Origin of the sequence: Paenibacillus sp. FSL L8-0436 (genome assembly GCF_038593025.1) — a bacterium.
Classification (GTDB): Bacteria; Bacillota; Bacilli; order Paenibacillales; family Paenibacillaceae; genus Paenibacillus_AQ.
Genome location: NZ_CP151955.1, coordinates 4,603,456 through 4,618,064, shown reverse-complemented (window position 1 = coordinate 4,618,064; position 14,609 = coordinate 4,603,456). Strand labels below are relative to the sequence as shown.

General features: G+C 45.3%; 15 protein-coding genes. 12 read left to right on the top strand and 3 right to left on the bottom strand.

The genetic code is table 11. The features are described from left to right. Positions 1-8: 8 nt before the first annotated feature. From NSS79_RS21190 to NSS79_RS21180, 3 genes are read left to right on the top strand one after another with little or no spacing between them, the layout of a single operon-like run. Complete coding sequence (locus NSS79_RS21190; protein ID WP_342436019.1) at positions 9-1,127, top strand: UDP-glucuronosyltransferase; 1,119 nt, start codon at positions 9-11, stop codon at positions 1,125-1,127. Further along, positions 1,127-2,320, top strand: a complete 1,194-nt coding sequence (locus tag NSS79_RS21185) for a radical SAM protein (RefSeq protein WP_342436018.1) — start codon at positions 1,127-1,129, stop codon at positions 2,318-2,320. The genes NSS79_RS21190 and NSS79_RS21185 overlap by 1 nt, the downstream gene beginning before the upstream one ends. After that, positions 2,317-3,330 carry a Gfo/Idh/MocA family oxidoreductase gene (locus tag NSS79_RS21180; RefSeq protein ID WP_342436017.1) on the top strand — a complete coding sequence of 338 codons (1,014 nt, stop codon included), beginning with the start codon at positions 2,317-2,319 and terminating at the stop codon, positions 3,328-3,330. The genes NSS79_RS21185 and NSS79_RS21180 overlap by 4 nt, the downstream gene beginning before the upstream one ends. A gap of 70 nt (positions 3,331-3,400) precedes the next feature. Here the strand turns inward: NSS79_RS21180 and NSS79_RS21175 are convergent, their stop codons facing one another. After that, complete coding sequence (locus tag NSS79_RS21175; RefSeq protein ID WP_342436016.1) at positions 3,401-4,189, bottom strand: nucleotidyltransferase domain-containing protein; 789 nt, start codon at positions 4,187-4,189, stop codon at positions 3,401-3,403. A 181-nt stretch (positions 4,190-4,370) separates the two neighbouring features. Here NSS79_RS21175 and NSS79_RS21170 point away from each other — a divergent pair, with 181 nt between their 5' ends. Next, complete coding sequence (locus NSS79_RS21170) at positions 4,371-5,357, top strand: aldo/keto reductase (protein WP_342436015.1); 987 nt, start codon at positions 4,371-4,373, stop codon at positions 5,355-5,357. Between the two features lie 88 nt (positions 5,358-5,445). Here NSS79_RS21170 and NSS79_RS21165 read toward each other — a convergent pair whose 3' ends face one another. Further along, positions 5,446-5,769, bottom strand: coding sequence for a hypothetical protein (locus tag NSS79_RS21165; protein WP_342436014.1), 324 nt, complete (start codon positions 5,767-5,769; stop codon positions 5,446-5,448). Positions 5,770-5,888: 119 nt separating this feature from the next. Beyond that, positions 5,889-6,785, bottom strand: a complete 897-nt coding sequence (locus tag NSS79_RS21160; protein ID WP_342436013.1) for a hypothetical protein — start codon at positions 6,783-6,785, stop codon at positions 5,889-5,891. 535 nt (positions 6,786-7,320) lie between these two features. On the opposite strand from NSS79_RS21160, the gene NSS79_RS21155 reads away from it, so the two are divergent. Genes NSS79_RS21155 through NSS79_RS21120 form a run of 8 tightly spaced genes read left to right on the top strand, consistent with a single transcriptional unit; the run spans position 7,321 to position 14,387 of the window. Beyond that, positions 7,321-7,986: a GntR family transcriptional regulator gene (locus tag NSS79_RS21155; RefSeq protein WP_342436012.1), complete on the top strand. Its 666-nt coding sequence runs from the start codon at positions 7,321-7,323 to the stop codon at positions 7,984-7,986. A 38-nt stretch (positions 7,987-8,024) separates the two neighbouring features. Continuing rightward, a complete protein-coding gene (locus NSS79_RS21150; protein ID WP_342436011.1) occupies positions 8,025-9,185 on the top strand; it encodes an amidohydrolase in 1,161 nt (386 codons plus the stop codon). Positions 9,186-9,226: 41 nt separating this feature from the next. Beyond that, entirely contained in the window at positions 9,227-10,270 is a 1,044-nt protein-coding gene (locus tag NSS79_RS21145) for a methionine ABC transporter ATP-binding protein (protein WP_341094162.1), read from the top strand. Further along, the gene (locus NSS79_RS21140; RefSeq protein ID WP_038593806.1) at positions 10,245-10,904 is read left to right on the top strand and encodes a methionine ABC transporter permease; all 660 of its coding nucleotides are present in this window, start codon (positions 10,245-10,247) and stop codon (positions 10,902-10,904) included. The genes NSS79_RS21145 and NSS79_RS21140 overlap by 26 nt, the downstream gene beginning before the upstream one ends. Positions 10,905-10,933: 29 nt before the next feature. Beyond that, a complete protein-coding gene (locus NSS79_RS21135; protein WP_342436010.1) occupies positions 10,934-11,953 on the top strand; it encodes a uroporphyrinogen decarboxylase family protein in 1,020 nt (339 codons plus the stop codon). Between the two features lie 3 nt (positions 11,954-11,956). Further along, on the top strand, positions 11,957-12,796 hold the full coding sequence (locus tag NSS79_RS21130; protein WP_331281736.1) for a MetQ/NlpA family ABC transporter substrate-binding protein: 840 nt from the start codon (positions 11,957-11,959) through the stop codon (positions 12,794-12,796). Positions 12,797-12,813: 17 nt separating this feature from the next. Continuing rightward, the gene (gene proC / locus NSS79_RS21125) at positions 12,814-13,623 is read left to right on the top strand and encodes a pyrroline-5-carboxylate reductase (protein ID WP_342436009.1); all 810 of its coding nucleotides are present in this window, start codon (positions 12,814-12,816) and stop codon (positions 13,621-13,623) included. Further along, positions 13,623-14,387, top strand: a complete 765-nt coding sequence (locus tag NSS79_RS21120; RefSeq protein ID WP_342436008.1) for a VOC family protein — start codon at positions 13,623-13,625, stop codon at positions 14,385-14,387. The genes proC and NSS79_RS21120 overlap by 1 nt, the downstream gene beginning before the upstream one ends. The last annotated feature ends 222 nt before the right edge of the window (positions 14,388-14,609 follow it).

Sequence of the window (14,609 nt, the reverse complement as noted above, 5' to 3'; positions counted from 1 at the left end):
AGCAGCAAATGAAGGATACAGTGACAATACTATGTTCTAGCTTTGGGCTGGGCTTTTATGTCCCTGGCCTGCTGATTGAACGGGCGCTGAAGGTTTTGGGAATCAAGGCGGAGGTGGAGGTCTTCGAAACCTTAATGTTTGAGGATAAGAAGAAGACGACAGATAACAGCCGCAAAGCTTACCGGGAGAATTTTTCCGTGGCGCTGACTTCGCAAAAAATACCGGGGGATATCCGCAACAGCCTTGACCCCACTGTGGTTAAAGCTCTATTTGAACGTTGGCGCGGGGAAGGAAGGCAGCATTTCATTACACTCTCCGGACACTGGGTTCATGTACTGGATATGTACCGGGAAACGGCGGCTTATGAAGTCTTGGCCGATTTGCTCTATATCGATGCAGACCTCTCTCCTTCCTGGAAGAACCTCCGCAGACTGAACCCCGGGTATGCGCAGGGCTACCATGAAGTGAACATGTATGACCTTGTGAATCGGAAGCTGCTGTGCAGAATTGACACGGGTATCGAGCCGCTGCCCGTTCCGGCAAGGAATGGCCGATTGGTTGTGCATGGCGGAGGTTGGGGAATCGGAACATTCCGCGAGAAATTTGCTGAGCTGGAGGCAGCGGGCTACCTGCTTGATATAGCTGCTTACAGCAATGAGGAGATCGGCGAAGAAATCCACGGAAGACATTACTATATGAATGATCCGCAGTGGAGGACATGGCTCCGTGACAGCAGCGGACACTACAGCTTCCCTCCCTTTGCTAAGGTGAGAGGCAGCGGGGAGAACCGGTTCCCGCCTTGCCAGAATTATCAAGAAGGCATGTATGGTGTTATCCGCCAGGCCTCCGCAGTCATCAGTAAGCCGGGTGGTGGTGCCTTGGTCGATTCATTGTCTTCCGGGACTCCGCTCGTGCTGTTGGACCCGTTCGGTCCCCACGAGCAAATCAACAGTGATCTCTGGGTCGGGCTTGGCTTCGGTATCCGTTATGAGGAGTGGAAGCAGGCTGGCTTTGACCGTGAACTGCTGCGGAGGTTATCGGAGAACATCCTAACTTCCAGAGAACAGTACCCTGATTATGCCAAAAGCTATGCAGAACGTCTGTATGCAGCAGAAGGGAGAAACTAATGCAACCAAGCAGCAAAGTAGCGCTGGACGCCAAGTCCTTTGAAGCGCTGAAACGCACCATCAAAAATGTAGTCGTTCCTCATAGAGAGCGGAAGCTTGATCCCGGCTTCAAGACGGTGATGCCGGAAATTATGTCGCTCAAGCTGACCAACCGTTGTAATCTTCGTTGCAAGCATTGCTATCAGTGGAATGAATCCGGCTATCACCATGATATGGACAAGGCCGAACAGAATCTCGACATGAGGCTGGACATGATCCGCGAACTGCTGGAGGAGACCGATGAAGCTCAGTCCAGGCTGTATTTGTGGGGTGGAGAGCCGTTGTTTCACCGTGATACACAGCAAATTCTGGAGCTGCTCAAGGCGCATCCCAGAGATACGACGATTTGCACCAATGCCTTTCTTCTCTCTAAGTATGAAGAGGAGTTGTGTGCGATCTCGGACAATCTGGAACTGCTGATCCCGATTGAGGGCTTCGAGGAAGAACATGATCTGCTGCGGGGAAAAGGCTCTTTTCAAAAAGTGGTCGAGGCTGTGGACCGGCTGCTTGCCTTGCGGGAGCAAGGGAAGTTCAGAGGCAGAATATCGGTGCATAATGTGATCAATGACAATATGATCGGCAAACTGTACGAAATGGTGGAATTCTTTGAGCAAAAGGGTGTCGATCTGGTGCTGCTCTGCTTCCCCTGGTATATATCCAGTGAGACCAGTCTGGAAATGGACCGGTTCTATGACAAGCGCTTTCAATGGCTTGCCGAGCTGAGCCCGGACCACCGCAGCAGCTGGCATGCCTTCAAGTATCATATCAAACCTGACAATGTGGTCAGGCTGACAGAAGACCTGAAACGGATCAATGCCCACACCTGGAAAAATACCCGCATCCGTTACCAGCCGGGACTGGACTTCGATGAGATTGAGGATTTCGTGGCCGGCAAGCCGATGGCATCCCGCAGCACCTCTAAATGTCTGGCGCTTAGCACCCGGGTCGATATTGCCCCGAATGGCGATGTGAGCGCCTGTAAGTTCTTTTCCGAGTTGTCTATCGGCAATGTAAACGAACAAACGCTAACGGATATTTGGAACTCCGAGCGTTATGACCGGCTGCGGCGGATTCTGGATGAAGGGTTGTCCCCGGCCTGCTCCAAGTGCAATGTGCTGTACCTGAATACCTATTCGGCACTGACACATGTATGAGGACTGAAGGCGGGACTCACTCTTACAAGCTCGGCATTCTCGGTGCTTCGAATATCGTCAGGCCTGCCCTGCTGGAACCGGCTCGTTATGTTGATGAAATTACCGTATCCGCTATTGCCAACCGCACCCCGGAGAAGGCCGCGGAACTGGCTCATGCATACAACATCCCCCAAGTTGCAGGCAGTCTTGAGGCGTTGCTGGAAATGAAGGAGCTGGATGCGGTATATATAGCTCTCAGCAACGACCTGCATGCAGAGTGGGCCCTCAAGGCACTGGCGGCTGGCAAGCATGTGCTGGTCGAGAAGCCAATTGCCTTGACTCCCGCAGAGGCGGAACAATTGAGGACGGCTTCGGCACAGCCTGCAGCCCCCAAGCTAGTCGAAGGCCTGATGATGGCCCATCATCCTTGGCAGCAGGCGCTCAAATCCATCATTGATTCCGGCCAATATGGCCAGCTGCGCAGTCTGAAGACCCGTATAACCATTCCTGCCAAGGACCAACATTCCGGGAATTACCGCAGCATCAAATCAAAAGGCGGCGGTGCCTTTGCCGACCTGGGCTGTTACTGGCTACAGTTCGTGGAGAACATAGTGGGGCTTCAACATGTGCAAATCTCCGGGCAGTCGAAATTTGACGGCCCGGACGGCTGCGACTGGACCTTTCAGGCATCGCTTAAGTATGACAGCGGGCTGGATGCGGAATGTCTGATCTCCTTTGAACTGCCTTACCGCGCCTCGCATACCCTTTGTTTTGATCAGACGGTGCTGACGGTACCCGATTTCTTACGGCCGCTCAAAGGATTCTATCCTATGAAAATACGCCATGATCTGCCGGATGACCGCAGCACAGTTCAAGATTTTGAACCAATGAATTATTACGTGAACCAGCTTCGAGCTTTCGCTGAAATAATGGACGGAACCCGTGAAGCTGGACTGAAGCGTTCCTTGGAACGGGTAACTCTTCAAGCGCGAATGATGGCTGTGGCCCAACAGGCCTGGAGCTATAGGTAAATAAGAAAACAGTCTGCATCCGGTGGCCAGAACTGCTGGTGCAGGGATCAGACTGTTTTTTGTGTGCGGATTAACGGTCTGACAAGGGAGGCGGCTGGTCTATCCAGTTGCGCTCATTGTTCTTTACATAGATCCCCAGTGCCTGGTCAGAGGAAAGCCCGGGGTTGTGGAAAGAGAGCATCATCGCTGCAAACCGTGTGCTTTTATTGACATTCGGATTAAGCAGAAGCTCTGTAGCCCGCTGTTTGAAATCCTCCGGTTTGTGCGGCGCGGTCTCGACCGTATCGAGCAAGGCCTTGTGGCTGGGGAAGAGCATACGGTTATAGGCCAGGATCATCCGCCCGCTGTAAAATACCAGATTGCTTACCGTATGCGCCATTAGATAGGCATCGTTATTTTTGGCGGCTTCCTTGGCGAAATAAAAAGCATACAGGTGAATCTGCGCGCTGAAGTCCCGCAAATTGCACTCGCGGTTCCCTTCGGGATAAATGGGGATTCGAGCTACAAGACGCTCCAGTTCAGGTATTCTTGAGAAAAGCACTTGTGAACCGGTAAACGCATACCGTGTCGCCTCGTTACCACGCTCAGCGGCCAGCTCCAGAAAGCGGAGATTAATCACCTTCACATCCACGTACCCGCCTTCATAGGTGCTGGCCTCCCGGTCCACATAAGACAGGTAGTTGTTTCTTGCATGCGCTTCGTAGGATTCATCAGTTACCACCAGATGGACATCCACATCGGAAGTTTCCTTCGCCCGGTCCCGGGCAACCGACCCAGAGGTGAGGACCGCCAGACAAGAAGTGTCAACTTTCAGCTTGTTCACGAAATTCTCCATTGTCTGTCTATGGTGTTCCAACATCAGGTTCATCCTCTCTATATTGTTTTTGCTCTATTAAGCGTAACGATTACCGCGCTTAGCGGCTATGGTCAATGAAGACATCTATTCATCCGCAGCATGTAATAAAATCGCTTGCCTTGGAGTTAACTCCAAGGAGTAAACTACATTTGAAGGAAATAATATCTATGGGGGGAACAATCAAATGGAATATGTGAAACTCGGAAATACTGGTTTGGATGTCTCCCGGCTATGTCTGGGTTGTATGAGCTTTGGTGAAGCAGAACGATGGGTCCATCCATGGGTCCTTGATGAAGAGCGGAGTCGTCCCATTATTAAACAAGCTTTGGAGAATGGGATCAATTTTTTTGATACAGCGAATGTATATTCAGACGGAACAAGCGAGGAAATCGTTGGACGGGCTTTAAAGGACTATGCTAATCGAGATGAAATTGTCCTGGCGACGAAAGTTTATTTCCGAATGCATCAAGGTCCAAACGGTGCCGGACTCTCCCGAAAGGCGATCATGAGTGAAATAGACAAGAGTCTTAAGAGACTGGGAACAGATTATGTGGATCTGTACCAGATTCACCGCTGGGATTTCAATACTCCCATTGAAGAAACGATGGAAGCCTTGCATGATGTTGTTAAGGCCGGAAAGGCAAGATATATTGGTGCTTCTGCCATGTACGCTTGGCAGTTTCTAAAGGCATTACATGTAGCTGAGAAGAATGAATGGACTAAGTTTGTATCCATGCAGAATCATTTCAACCTCGTATACCGTGAAGAGGAGAGAGAGATGCTGCCGCTTTGTAAGGAAGAAAAAATCGCTGTGATTCCATATAGCCCACTTGCATCAGGGCGATTGATGCGTGATTGGTTGGAAACCACACATCGCTCCGAAACCGACCAAGTCCAGAAATCTAAATATGATGCGACTGCAAATACGGACCGATTGATTGTAGAAAAAGTTGCAGCAATCGCAGAGCAACGTGGTGTTCCCCGCGCTCAAATTGCACTTGCCTGGGTGTTGCAGAAAGAACCGGTAACAGCCCCGATTATCGGTGCCACGAAAATGTCTCACCTTGAAGATGCCGTAGCCGCTCTTTCCATTACGTTAACAGCTGAAGAAATTGCGTCGCTGGAAGAGCCATATGTTCCTCATCCGATAGTGGGTCCTATTTCGATGTAATGATAATATTGCAAGCTATGAACAGACAAAGACACTAACCTGCGTTAGTGTCTTTTGGTCTCTTTTACTGATTGGAGATTCTTAGCCCCTATTTAATTTCCCTTAAATAATCTTCTAGCTTTTGTACTTCAGTATAGGAGAGCTTTAATGAATATCCATCGTTAAAATCCAAAATAAATAAATGCTCAAATGCGTTGTTTGGCAAAGCATATTCGGTTGAATTCATTGATTTTCTTGTCTGAGGAAAGGCATTAGGAAATATCAATGCAGACAAAACCGATCTATCGATAGTCATTTCATCGTTAAATTGTGTAATGATTTCAACCCTAAAAGGATCCTCTTCTGTAAAATAAGAAGTTATTTTGGTCTCATTTTTACGCAGCTTTTTATATTGATCTATATATCTTAACAATCTGTCTCTGTAATCATAATCAATGAGGACAAGCTTTGTTTCATTACGAATAGAGAACTCTGATGACTCAAACGAATCACCAAGGAACGAAAAATCATAGTAGTTGCTATGCAATGATTTTAAAACATTTTCTCAGTATCCGGGGAATTCGCAATTTCGACATTTTGACGTGATGTTATAAACTCATATCGATTTTGAACTCTTGAATTAAACTCTTCATTACGAATACCCTTCATTTCATTACTATTAATATTCAAATTAGCGCCGTAATGTACGGGTAGGTGTATGCGGCTGTCCTTTTGCGATTCCACCTGATTCTTTGCATAATCTGGATTCAAATATTGTGTATACAGCTGATAGAATGAACTGTAAGTATGTGTTATTAGCTTGTCAATTTGATCTGGCGAGAGAGGAAAATCTAAAGATTCTAGGATACGACTTTCCTTAATATCAATTAAGTGATAATCAAGCTCTTTATCTTCAGCGAAAGGGGAACCAACCTCATAGATCAGAAATTCCCCCTCCGAGAACCCGTACTGCAGAACAAAATATAAGGTATCTTCGTTATAAAGAAATACGCTCATTGGCTCATCATGTTGTAAATTACTAAGATATGAATCTTCGGGAACTCTAAGCCTATATTCATATGGAAACCCTTCAATTTCCATAGCTAATATATTTTCGCTGGTTTTGTTATTGAAAAAAGGATTAACATCGATTAACTGGTATCTAACACTCTTATCATGAAAAAATGAAGATAGATACTCTTTTACATCAACGGGCTCCGAATACAAAAAATGAGGATCAGAGATAAAGCCGCCGTATAAAGGAAAGATACCGGACCACTCAAAATTCCGCAAGTTATATTTATCTCGCTTGATTTCCACGTTGTTCCCATCATATTCTTTAGAAGATATTTGATTGAACCCGAAAATTTCTTTTTCATAAGTTCGTAAGATTAAAAACGAGAACACAACAAAAGAAACTAAAGCAATTATTATGTAAAATCTTTTCACTTTCATCGCTCCTACATAGTTGTTTCTATTTTATACAATATACTAAATGTATGAGATAGACATTGACTTTACTATACAGTTTTTTTGTTGAAATCTATATTGTGGATATAATAGGAAGGAGTATTATGGCTTGTTAAATCCCGTGCGGAAGTGGAAGTCAAACCTGTAAAGAATGTGGCAAGCATTCCTCACCCTGACTGGTCAATTAACCTTAAGCATGACTCGACTTTAACTGGATCTAAGCAAGCAGCTCATGTGGATTGTCACATGGGTTTTTTTGTTGCGGCTGTGCTCTTTTTGATGAAGTAACGATCGGTGGATTTAAAGTTAATGAAAGATATATGACAGCTTTTTATTCACCCATAATACCCACTTGACTAGGGGGAATAATAGGTTTATAGTATGAAAAAAGCTTGAAAAACATAGACGTGTTTTAAAATAATCTTCTATATAATCTATTAAATTAATAATTGTATACAATTATACAAATATATTTAAAGCCACTCACAAATTATCGATGAGGAGCAATATAGGTATGGTGATACGATCACGAAGGTTGTCAAAGGATAATACCTACTATGCATTAAAACAAAAAATTATTGATAGTGAGTTAGAGCCGAATCAAGCGGTAAATGAAGAAAATTTGGCGGCGTTGCTCGGGGTCAGCCGGACTCCTTTAAGAGAGGCCATTCAGAGATTGGAGAATGAGGATTTTCTCGTTCGTCAGCCGAATGGAAGGCTGCGGGTAGCCTCCGTAACTATCAAAGAGGTCGAAGAGGTATTTCTGATTCGCAGCATGCTTGAAGGCTATATTGCAAGAAGTGCAGCTAAGCATGCTACAGATAAAGATATTCTACATTTAACGACGATGATGGAGCGAATCAAACATTCCTTCCAGCTAGGGGACAAACAGGATTTTGTATCCTATGGCTTTGAGTTCCATGATTATTTATCTGAAATCAGTGAACTTAGAACCTTTGAGAAAGTTCTGAATCAATTAAGAGATCATTCGCTTCGCTACTGTCGCTATGTCTCCATGCATGGAGATTGGAACACACAAGCGGATGAAGAACATAATTATATTCTGCAAATGATCGCTGACAAAAATGAAGATGGTGCAGAAAAAGCAATGCGGGATCATATTCTAAGCAGCTTATCTACTGCGCTTGCGCGAATCAAAGGGATGGAAGAAACGAGATAGACCATATCGGTCCATAACGAAAGGGGATTACTTCACCTATGAAGCCACTGCATAAGATTGATCAAGCTTTAGCTAGTCAGTTGATAGAGGTTCGAAGAAATCTGCATCGAGAACCAGAGCTGGCATATGAAGAGTTCAGAACAACAGAGAAACTGCGGGAATGGCTGACAACTGCCAATATACATATTTTAGACCTCCCTTTAGAGACTGGACTTATCGCAGAGATTGGACAAGGTGACGGGCCTGTTGTGGCCATTCGCTGTGATATTGATGCACTCCCGATAGAAGAACAAACGGAATTACCTTTTGCCTCGGAGATTCCAGGAAAAATGCATGCATGTGGACATGACTTTCACACCGCTACCATTTTAGGCGCTGCTTTGTTGCTGAAAGAGCGTGAAAGTGAATTGCCGGGAAGAGTTAGAGTCTTGTTCCAGCCGGCAGAAGAAACAGGACACGGGGCGGAAGGTGTCTTAGCATCAGGAGGCCTCAAGAATGTAGCTGCTATATTCGGTTTACATAACTCACCTGACTTGCCTACAGGATTTTTTGGAACGAGATCGGGAGCTTTAACGGCAGGTGTTGACCGGTTTGAAATCACTGTAAAAGGCGTTGGCGCTCATGCTGCTACTCCGGAAAAAGGTGTGGATTCAATTGTGACCGCTGCGCAAATGGTTACAATGCTGCAAACCGTCGTAAGCCGCCAAAATAATACTTTAGAGCCGGTTGTGTTAAGTGTTACCAGAATTAACGGAGGTTTCACGTGGAATGTGTTGCCGGAAAAAGTTGAATTAGAAGGTACGGTACGTACTTACAATGAAGAGATCCGCCGCCAGATTCCTATACAAATGACCCGAATTATCGAAGGGATTGCTGCAGGAGCCGGGGCTGAGGCGCAATTACATTGGTATCCAGGCCCGCCAGCAACTATCAATCATGGGGACTGGGCTGACTTCACCAAAGAAGTCGCCTTAGAAGCCGGATATGATGTGCATGATATCCCGCCGCAAATGGGGGGAGAAGATTTCTCATACTATTTACAGCAGATACCGGGTGCTTTTGTAAATATCGGAACAGGACCGGCTTATGCTTTGCATCACCCCCGATTCGATGTGGATGAGGCAGCTATACTGCCTGCCGCTAAATATTTTGCTTCATTGGCAGAGCAAGCACTTCAGAAGCTGCAAGAAAAGGCTTAATCCAAAATCTTAAATCTACAATATGATTGAGGGGAATGAACATGATTGAATTAAAGAATGTGTACAAAACATTCACTCGCAAAGATATTACGATTGATGCTCTGCAAGGGATCAATTTAAAGGTTGAAAAAGGTGATATATTCGGGGTAATCGGCTATAGTGGTGCGGGGAAAAGCACATTAATCCGTTTAGTCAATTATTTGGAAAGACCCACAAAAGGTCAGGTTCTTGTAGCCGGGCGTGATTTGGGAACATACAACGATAAAGAGCTGCGGGCGGCCAAGAAAAATATCGGCATGATTTTTCAACATTTTAACCTGTTAGAATCTAAAAAAGTATTTGATAATGTCGCGATTCCTCTCGTTCTGCTGAAAAAGAATAAAGATGAAATCCGCAAGCGGGTACAGGAGCTGCTTGAGTTTGTCGGATTAAGTGACAAGGCTGGAAGCTACCCGAGTGAATTATCAGGTGGACAGAAGCAGCGGGTCGGGATTGCCAGAGCGCTTGCCTCGAATCCGTCTATCCTGCTGTGTGACGAAGCGACTTCTGCCTTAGATCCACAGACAACACGATCTATTTTACAGCTTCTGAAAAAAATCAATGCGGAATACAACATTACGGTGATGATCATTACGCATGAAATGTCTGTCATTCAAGAGATTTGCAACAAGGTGGCTGTGATGGAAGAGGGGCGGATCATCGAGCAAGGAAGCGTACTGGATGTATTCGGTCAACCCAAACATGAGACCACGCAAAATTTTGTGAAGACCGTTATTCAAAACAGCATGACGTCCAGCGTTCAAAAATCAATAAAAGCAGAACATGGAAGTCTGCTCTATAAACTTAATTTTGTTGGTGAAAATGCATCTGAGCCCGTTCTGTATGAGATGATTCGTTCTTCCGAGATAAAGGTCAATATTTTATTTGCGAATATGACAGAGATTCAAGAAACGACACTCGGAACAGTGATCATTCAATTAAATGGAGAGCAATCAGAGATTAACAATGCCTTAGCTTTCCTGAAAAGAAGCGGAGTCGGTGTAGAGGAGGTAGAATCTTATGTTTTCGACCACAGTAACAAGTGAACAATTTATGCAGGCCATAATAGAAACGATTCAAATGGTAGGGTTTTCCTTGTTTCTTGGTTCCCTGCTCGGGATTCCAATCGGGATATTGCTAGTGATTACTCGTCCAGGCGGTGTTTTGGAGAACAAAGCCCTTTACGCCATCATAAATCCGATGATTAACATCATTCGCTCTCTACCTTTTATTATTTTGCTGGTTGCGATTGTTCCGTTTACACGGGCCATTGTGCATACTTCGATTGGGACAAGCGCAGCGATCGTACCGCTGATTATCTATATCGCGCCTTATATAGGACGTTTGGTAGAGAACTCGCTGCTTGAAGTGAACCCGGGAATTCTGGAAGCCGCAGAGGCGATGGGGGCTACTCCCTTTCAAGTCATCTGGTACTTTTTGTTGCCGGAAGCGGTCGGATCCTTAATCCTGTCATTGACAACAGCAACGATCGGATTGATAGGTGCAACTGCAATGGCCGGAACAGTAGGCGGCGGCGGAGTCGGCAACTTGGCTATAGTCTATGGATACCAGCGATTTGACACCGTAGTCGTGGTTGCCACCGTTCTTATTCTCATCATTTTGGTGCAAGGCATTCAATCTTTAGGTAATAAGCTGGCAAGAAAAATTCGCCGCTATTAGTTATTACAGAGACATGGAGGGATTGGCAGATGAGTGAATGGAGTAAGCAAGATCGGTTTAAAGCAATATTGTCCGGAGAACGGGCGGATCGTCACATTGTCAGCGGATGGCGTCATTTTATTGACAAGGAACAAAATGCAGAAGATTTAGCAGCAACAACGATTTCTTTCACGAAAAAGTATGATTGGGACTGGGTCAAAATTAATCCTAGAGCAACTTATTTAGCTGAAGCTTGGGGTAATCAGTATGACTTTACGGATTATCAGACCGTGTTTCCAAGACAGAAGACGACGGCTATTCCTACAGCCGATAATCTGTGGGATCTCGAAGTGAAAAAGGCAACCCAGACTGCATCTCTGCTGGAGCATTTAGAGGCGGTCAGAAAAATTCGTCAAGGGTTACCGGATACCCCGCTAATCCAAACCGTATTTTCGCCATTAACGGTGTTGCTGTTTATCGTAGGGCGTTCTGCATATGTAACAAAAACAGTGTTTGGCATTGAGCAGCCTGTTACTTTGGATTCGTTGTTTAAGGAGCATAGAGCGGCAGCACACCATGCGTTGCATGCTATTTCATTAACCTTGGCCGATTATGTGCAAGAGCTGCAGCAAGCGGGTTCAGATGGTTTGTTCTATGCGGTGACAGGTACAGCACATCCGGGATTATTTGATGAAGCGATGTTCGATGAGCTGTCCAGACCCTATGATTCTATTGTGTTGGAAGCCGCAAGTTATGGAAAAAACATCCTTCATACCTGTGGAGCGCATGCAAAGCCGGAGAAATTCAATGATTATCGTATTGATGGGATCAGCTGGGATACTATAGCCGAAGGCAATCCAGGTTTAGAAGCGAATCTTAAAGCTACTAAAGTAGGCGGCGTTGATCATGGATTGTTTGCAGTAAACAATATAGATCAAATTCAAAAGCAGGCGAAGGAAGCTTTGACGTTAATGAAAAACGAGCCTTTTATTCTCTCGCCAAATTGTGCGATCCCGCTAAATGTAACAGATGAGGCGCTAGAACAACTAAAAAACTCAGTATTTGAATAGGAGATGAAGGTAATGAAAAAGTTAATGTTAGTGATGTTGATAGGTGTTCTGGCGGTGTTAACGGCCTGCGGCAATAAGGAAGCAGAAAGTTCTGGAGATAAGAAGAAGCTTACCGTTGGATTCGGTGTCGGAACCTATGAGGAACAATTCCGTCAATCGATTCTGCCGATCCTGGAGAAACAAGGCTATACCGTTGATATTAAAACCTTCTCGCAAAACATGCAGGTTAATCCAGCGATGAAGGAAGGCTCCATTGACGCGAGCATATTCCAAAGCACAGCTTACATGGAAGCCATTAATAAAGAAATTAATGCAGACATGACAGGAATTGCTTATGTGCCAGGCGCTCCACAAGGTCTTTATTCTGTAAATCATACTACTCTTGACGATGTTAAAGATGGTACAACGGTGGCGGTTCCCAATGATCCGGTTAACCAGGAGCGTGCACTTCGTATTCTGGAGGAATTGGGCTGGATTAAAATTAAAGAAGGAGCAGGTGTAGCGGACTTCAACATTAACAGCATGGAGCCGGATAAGTATAATATTGATATTAAAATTTTGGACCCGGCGCAAATTCTGGTTTCCCTTCAAGATGTGGATTATGGTGTTGTGAACGGTAATTATATTGCGAATTCACCCGACAGAAAGATTACGGATGCACTCAAGATTGAAAACACGCCAATGCAACACAGAATCATCGTATCGGTTAACAAAAAGGATGAAAATTCGCAGTGGGCCAAGGACTTGAAGGCTGCCTATGAATCCAAAGAGTTTGAAGAATATATCCTTGGAATCGAGAAATATGATGGATTCATTTTGCCTGAAGCATGGAAAAATAATTAAGTAAGGAGTGAACGAACGTGACCAAGCAAAAGATTCATTTTATTGGCGGAGGACAGATGGCGGAAGCGATCATCCGCGCAAGTATTTCCAATGATACCCTGTCTGCAGAACAAATCAGTGTATCCGATATTAATGAAGCCCGTCTTCAGTTGTTGAATACAAAATACAGCGTAAATACAGATAGTTCGCAGGAGCATGGCCTGTCTACAGCGGAGTTGATTGTAGTTGCGGTTCGTCCACAGGATGATTTGACTGCACTCGGACAAATTGTGCAACAATTCGCTTCACCTACTGCCGCAGTCGTATCGATTGTGGCGGGGGTAACGATTGCGAAGTTAGGACAATATTTTGGAGCTGAACGCCCGATCATTCGGGTCATTCCCAATACGTTGACCGATACGGGTTACGGCTATAGTGGTGTAGCTTTAAATGCCTACGCCACTCGTGATCAAGTTGAGAAGTTCCTGCTCGGGTTCGGCAAAGTACAATATCTGGAGGAGTCATATATAGATATCTTCACTGGGTTCGGTGTAGCTGGACCTAACTATATCTATTATTTCATTGAATCTCTTGCGGATGCGGGTGTCCTCGCCGGACTGCCACGGGAGCAAGCTTGGAAAGTAGCGCTGGAGAATGTTATGGGAGCGGTTGTGATGCTGCAGCAGACAGGTCTGCATCCAAGACAACTGCTTGATATTAATAATTCGCCTGGCGGTGTTGGCATTCACGGCTTGTACGAGCTGAACAACAGTGATTTCGCGGCCGGACTGCAAAGAAGTGTTCTGGCAGCCGTAAAGCGCACTACTGAGCTGGGAGTGAAGGAATAATGGCAACCCTGAAATGGGATCATTTAGTACACTATGTCAATGACCTGGATAAACCGGTTGAAATCTTCGGCGATCATGGTTTGATTGCTTTCAAGGGAGGTTCTCATAAGGATTGGGGAACCTACAATGCTTTAAGTTACTTTGGGCTAACCTATCTTGAGTTTCTTGGCATTGAGAATCTGGAATTAGCGAAGGCAACCGAGCACAATGTTGTAGTGAGGGATGCGGTTAACCTTCTCCCAGAGCAGGAAGTCTTAAGCAGAGTTGTGATCCGGACGAATGATATTGAAGAAATCGCTGCCTCCTTGAAGGCAGCCGGTTTATCGTTATCTCCTATAATCGATGGTAAACGTCTGGATAACAAAGGCAGATTAATAGAGTGGCGGATGATGACCATTGATGGAGACTTTCAAGGACTGGTCTATCCGTTTATCATTCAATGGAACGGGACGGATGAAGAGCGATTGGAACGGTTAACGGCATCCGGAGTCATTCAATCCCATCCTGCGGGACATGCGGAAATCGTGAGGGCGGTATTCCGTGTCTCAGATCCTGCAGCCGCCGCTGAACATTGGGGAGCGTTATTTGGACTGCCAATTGCACAGTCAGAAGTTAATAACTTCACCCTTGAAATTGGAGATAAGTCTTTTGCTTTCGTGCAAGGGGATGAGAATCAATTCAAACAGGTCCTTTTTGAAACGGATTCCACCGGCTTAAAAGGGAAGACAATTCAAGTTGGTGCTGGTGAGTATGTGTTTGTTTAAAAAATAACTGCATCAACTGATTTCCTTGGTTTGAAAATGGGTTGTTATCGCATAGCGCGGTAACAACCCTATTTGCGTAAATCCAAATTTTGCGTTGTGTCACCTTTGGTTAGCTCTTTTGTAGTGAGAATGCGGGTAACCTGCCGACTCTCTCTGCATTAAGGTTCTGCTCTGAATCACTTCTGGCTGTGCTGGGCCAAATTGTCGGGGAGGTTGTTGAGG

What these genes read in the sequence shown, in the direction of transcription:
- NSS79_RS21150 (WP_342436011.1), top strand. Translation starts at nt 8,025, where the DNA reads ATGAAGCCACTGCATAAGATTGATCAAGCTTTAGCTAGTCAGTTGATA.
- NSS79_RS21170 (WP_342436015.1), top strand. Translation starts at nt 4,371, where the DNA reads ATGGAATATGTGAAACTCGGAAATACTGGTTTGGATGTCTCCCGGCTA.
- NSS79_RS21145 (WP_341094162.1), top strand. Translation starts at nt 9,227, where the DNA reads ATGATTGAATTAAAGAATGTGTACAAAACATTCACTCGCAAAGATATT.
- NSS79_RS21175 (WP_342436016.1), bottom strand. Translation starts at nt 4,189, where the DNA reads ATGTTGGAACACCATAGACAGACAATGGAGAATTTCGTGAACAAGCTG.
- NSS79_RS21120 (WP_342436008.1), top strand. Translation starts at nt 13,623, where the DNA reads ATGGCAACCCTGAAATGGGATCATTTAGTACACTATGTCAATGACCTG.
- NSS79_RS21190 (WP_342436019.1), top strand. Translation starts at nt 9, where the DNA reads ATGAAGGATACAGTGACAATACTATGTTCTAGCTTTGGGCTGGGCTTT.
- NSS79_RS21130 (WP_331281736.1), top strand. Translation starts at nt 11,957, where the DNA reads ATGAAGGTAATGAAAAAGTTAATGTTAGTGATGTTGATAGGTGTTCTG.
- NSS79_RS21140 (WP_038593806.1), top strand. Translation starts at nt 10,245, where the DNA reads ATGTTTTCGACCACAGTAACAAGTGAACAATTTATGCAGGCCATAATA.
- NSS79_RS21185 (WP_342436018.1), top strand. Translation starts at nt 1,127, where the DNA reads ATGCAACCAAGCAGCAAAGTAGCGCTGGACGCCAAGTCCTTTGAAGCG.
- NSS79_RS21155 (WP_342436012.1), top strand. Translation starts at nt 7,321, where the DNA reads ATGGTGATACGATCACGAAGGTTGTCAAAGGATAATACCTACTATGCA.
- NSS79_RS21180 (WP_342436017.1), top strand. Translation starts at nt 2,317, where the DNA reads ATGAGGACTGAAGGCGGGACTCACTCTTACAAGCTCGGCATTCTCGGT.
- NSS79_RS21135 (WP_342436010.1), top strand. Translation starts at nt 10,934, where the DNA reads ATGAGTGAATGGAGTAAGCAAGATCGGTTTAAAGCAATATTGTCCGGA.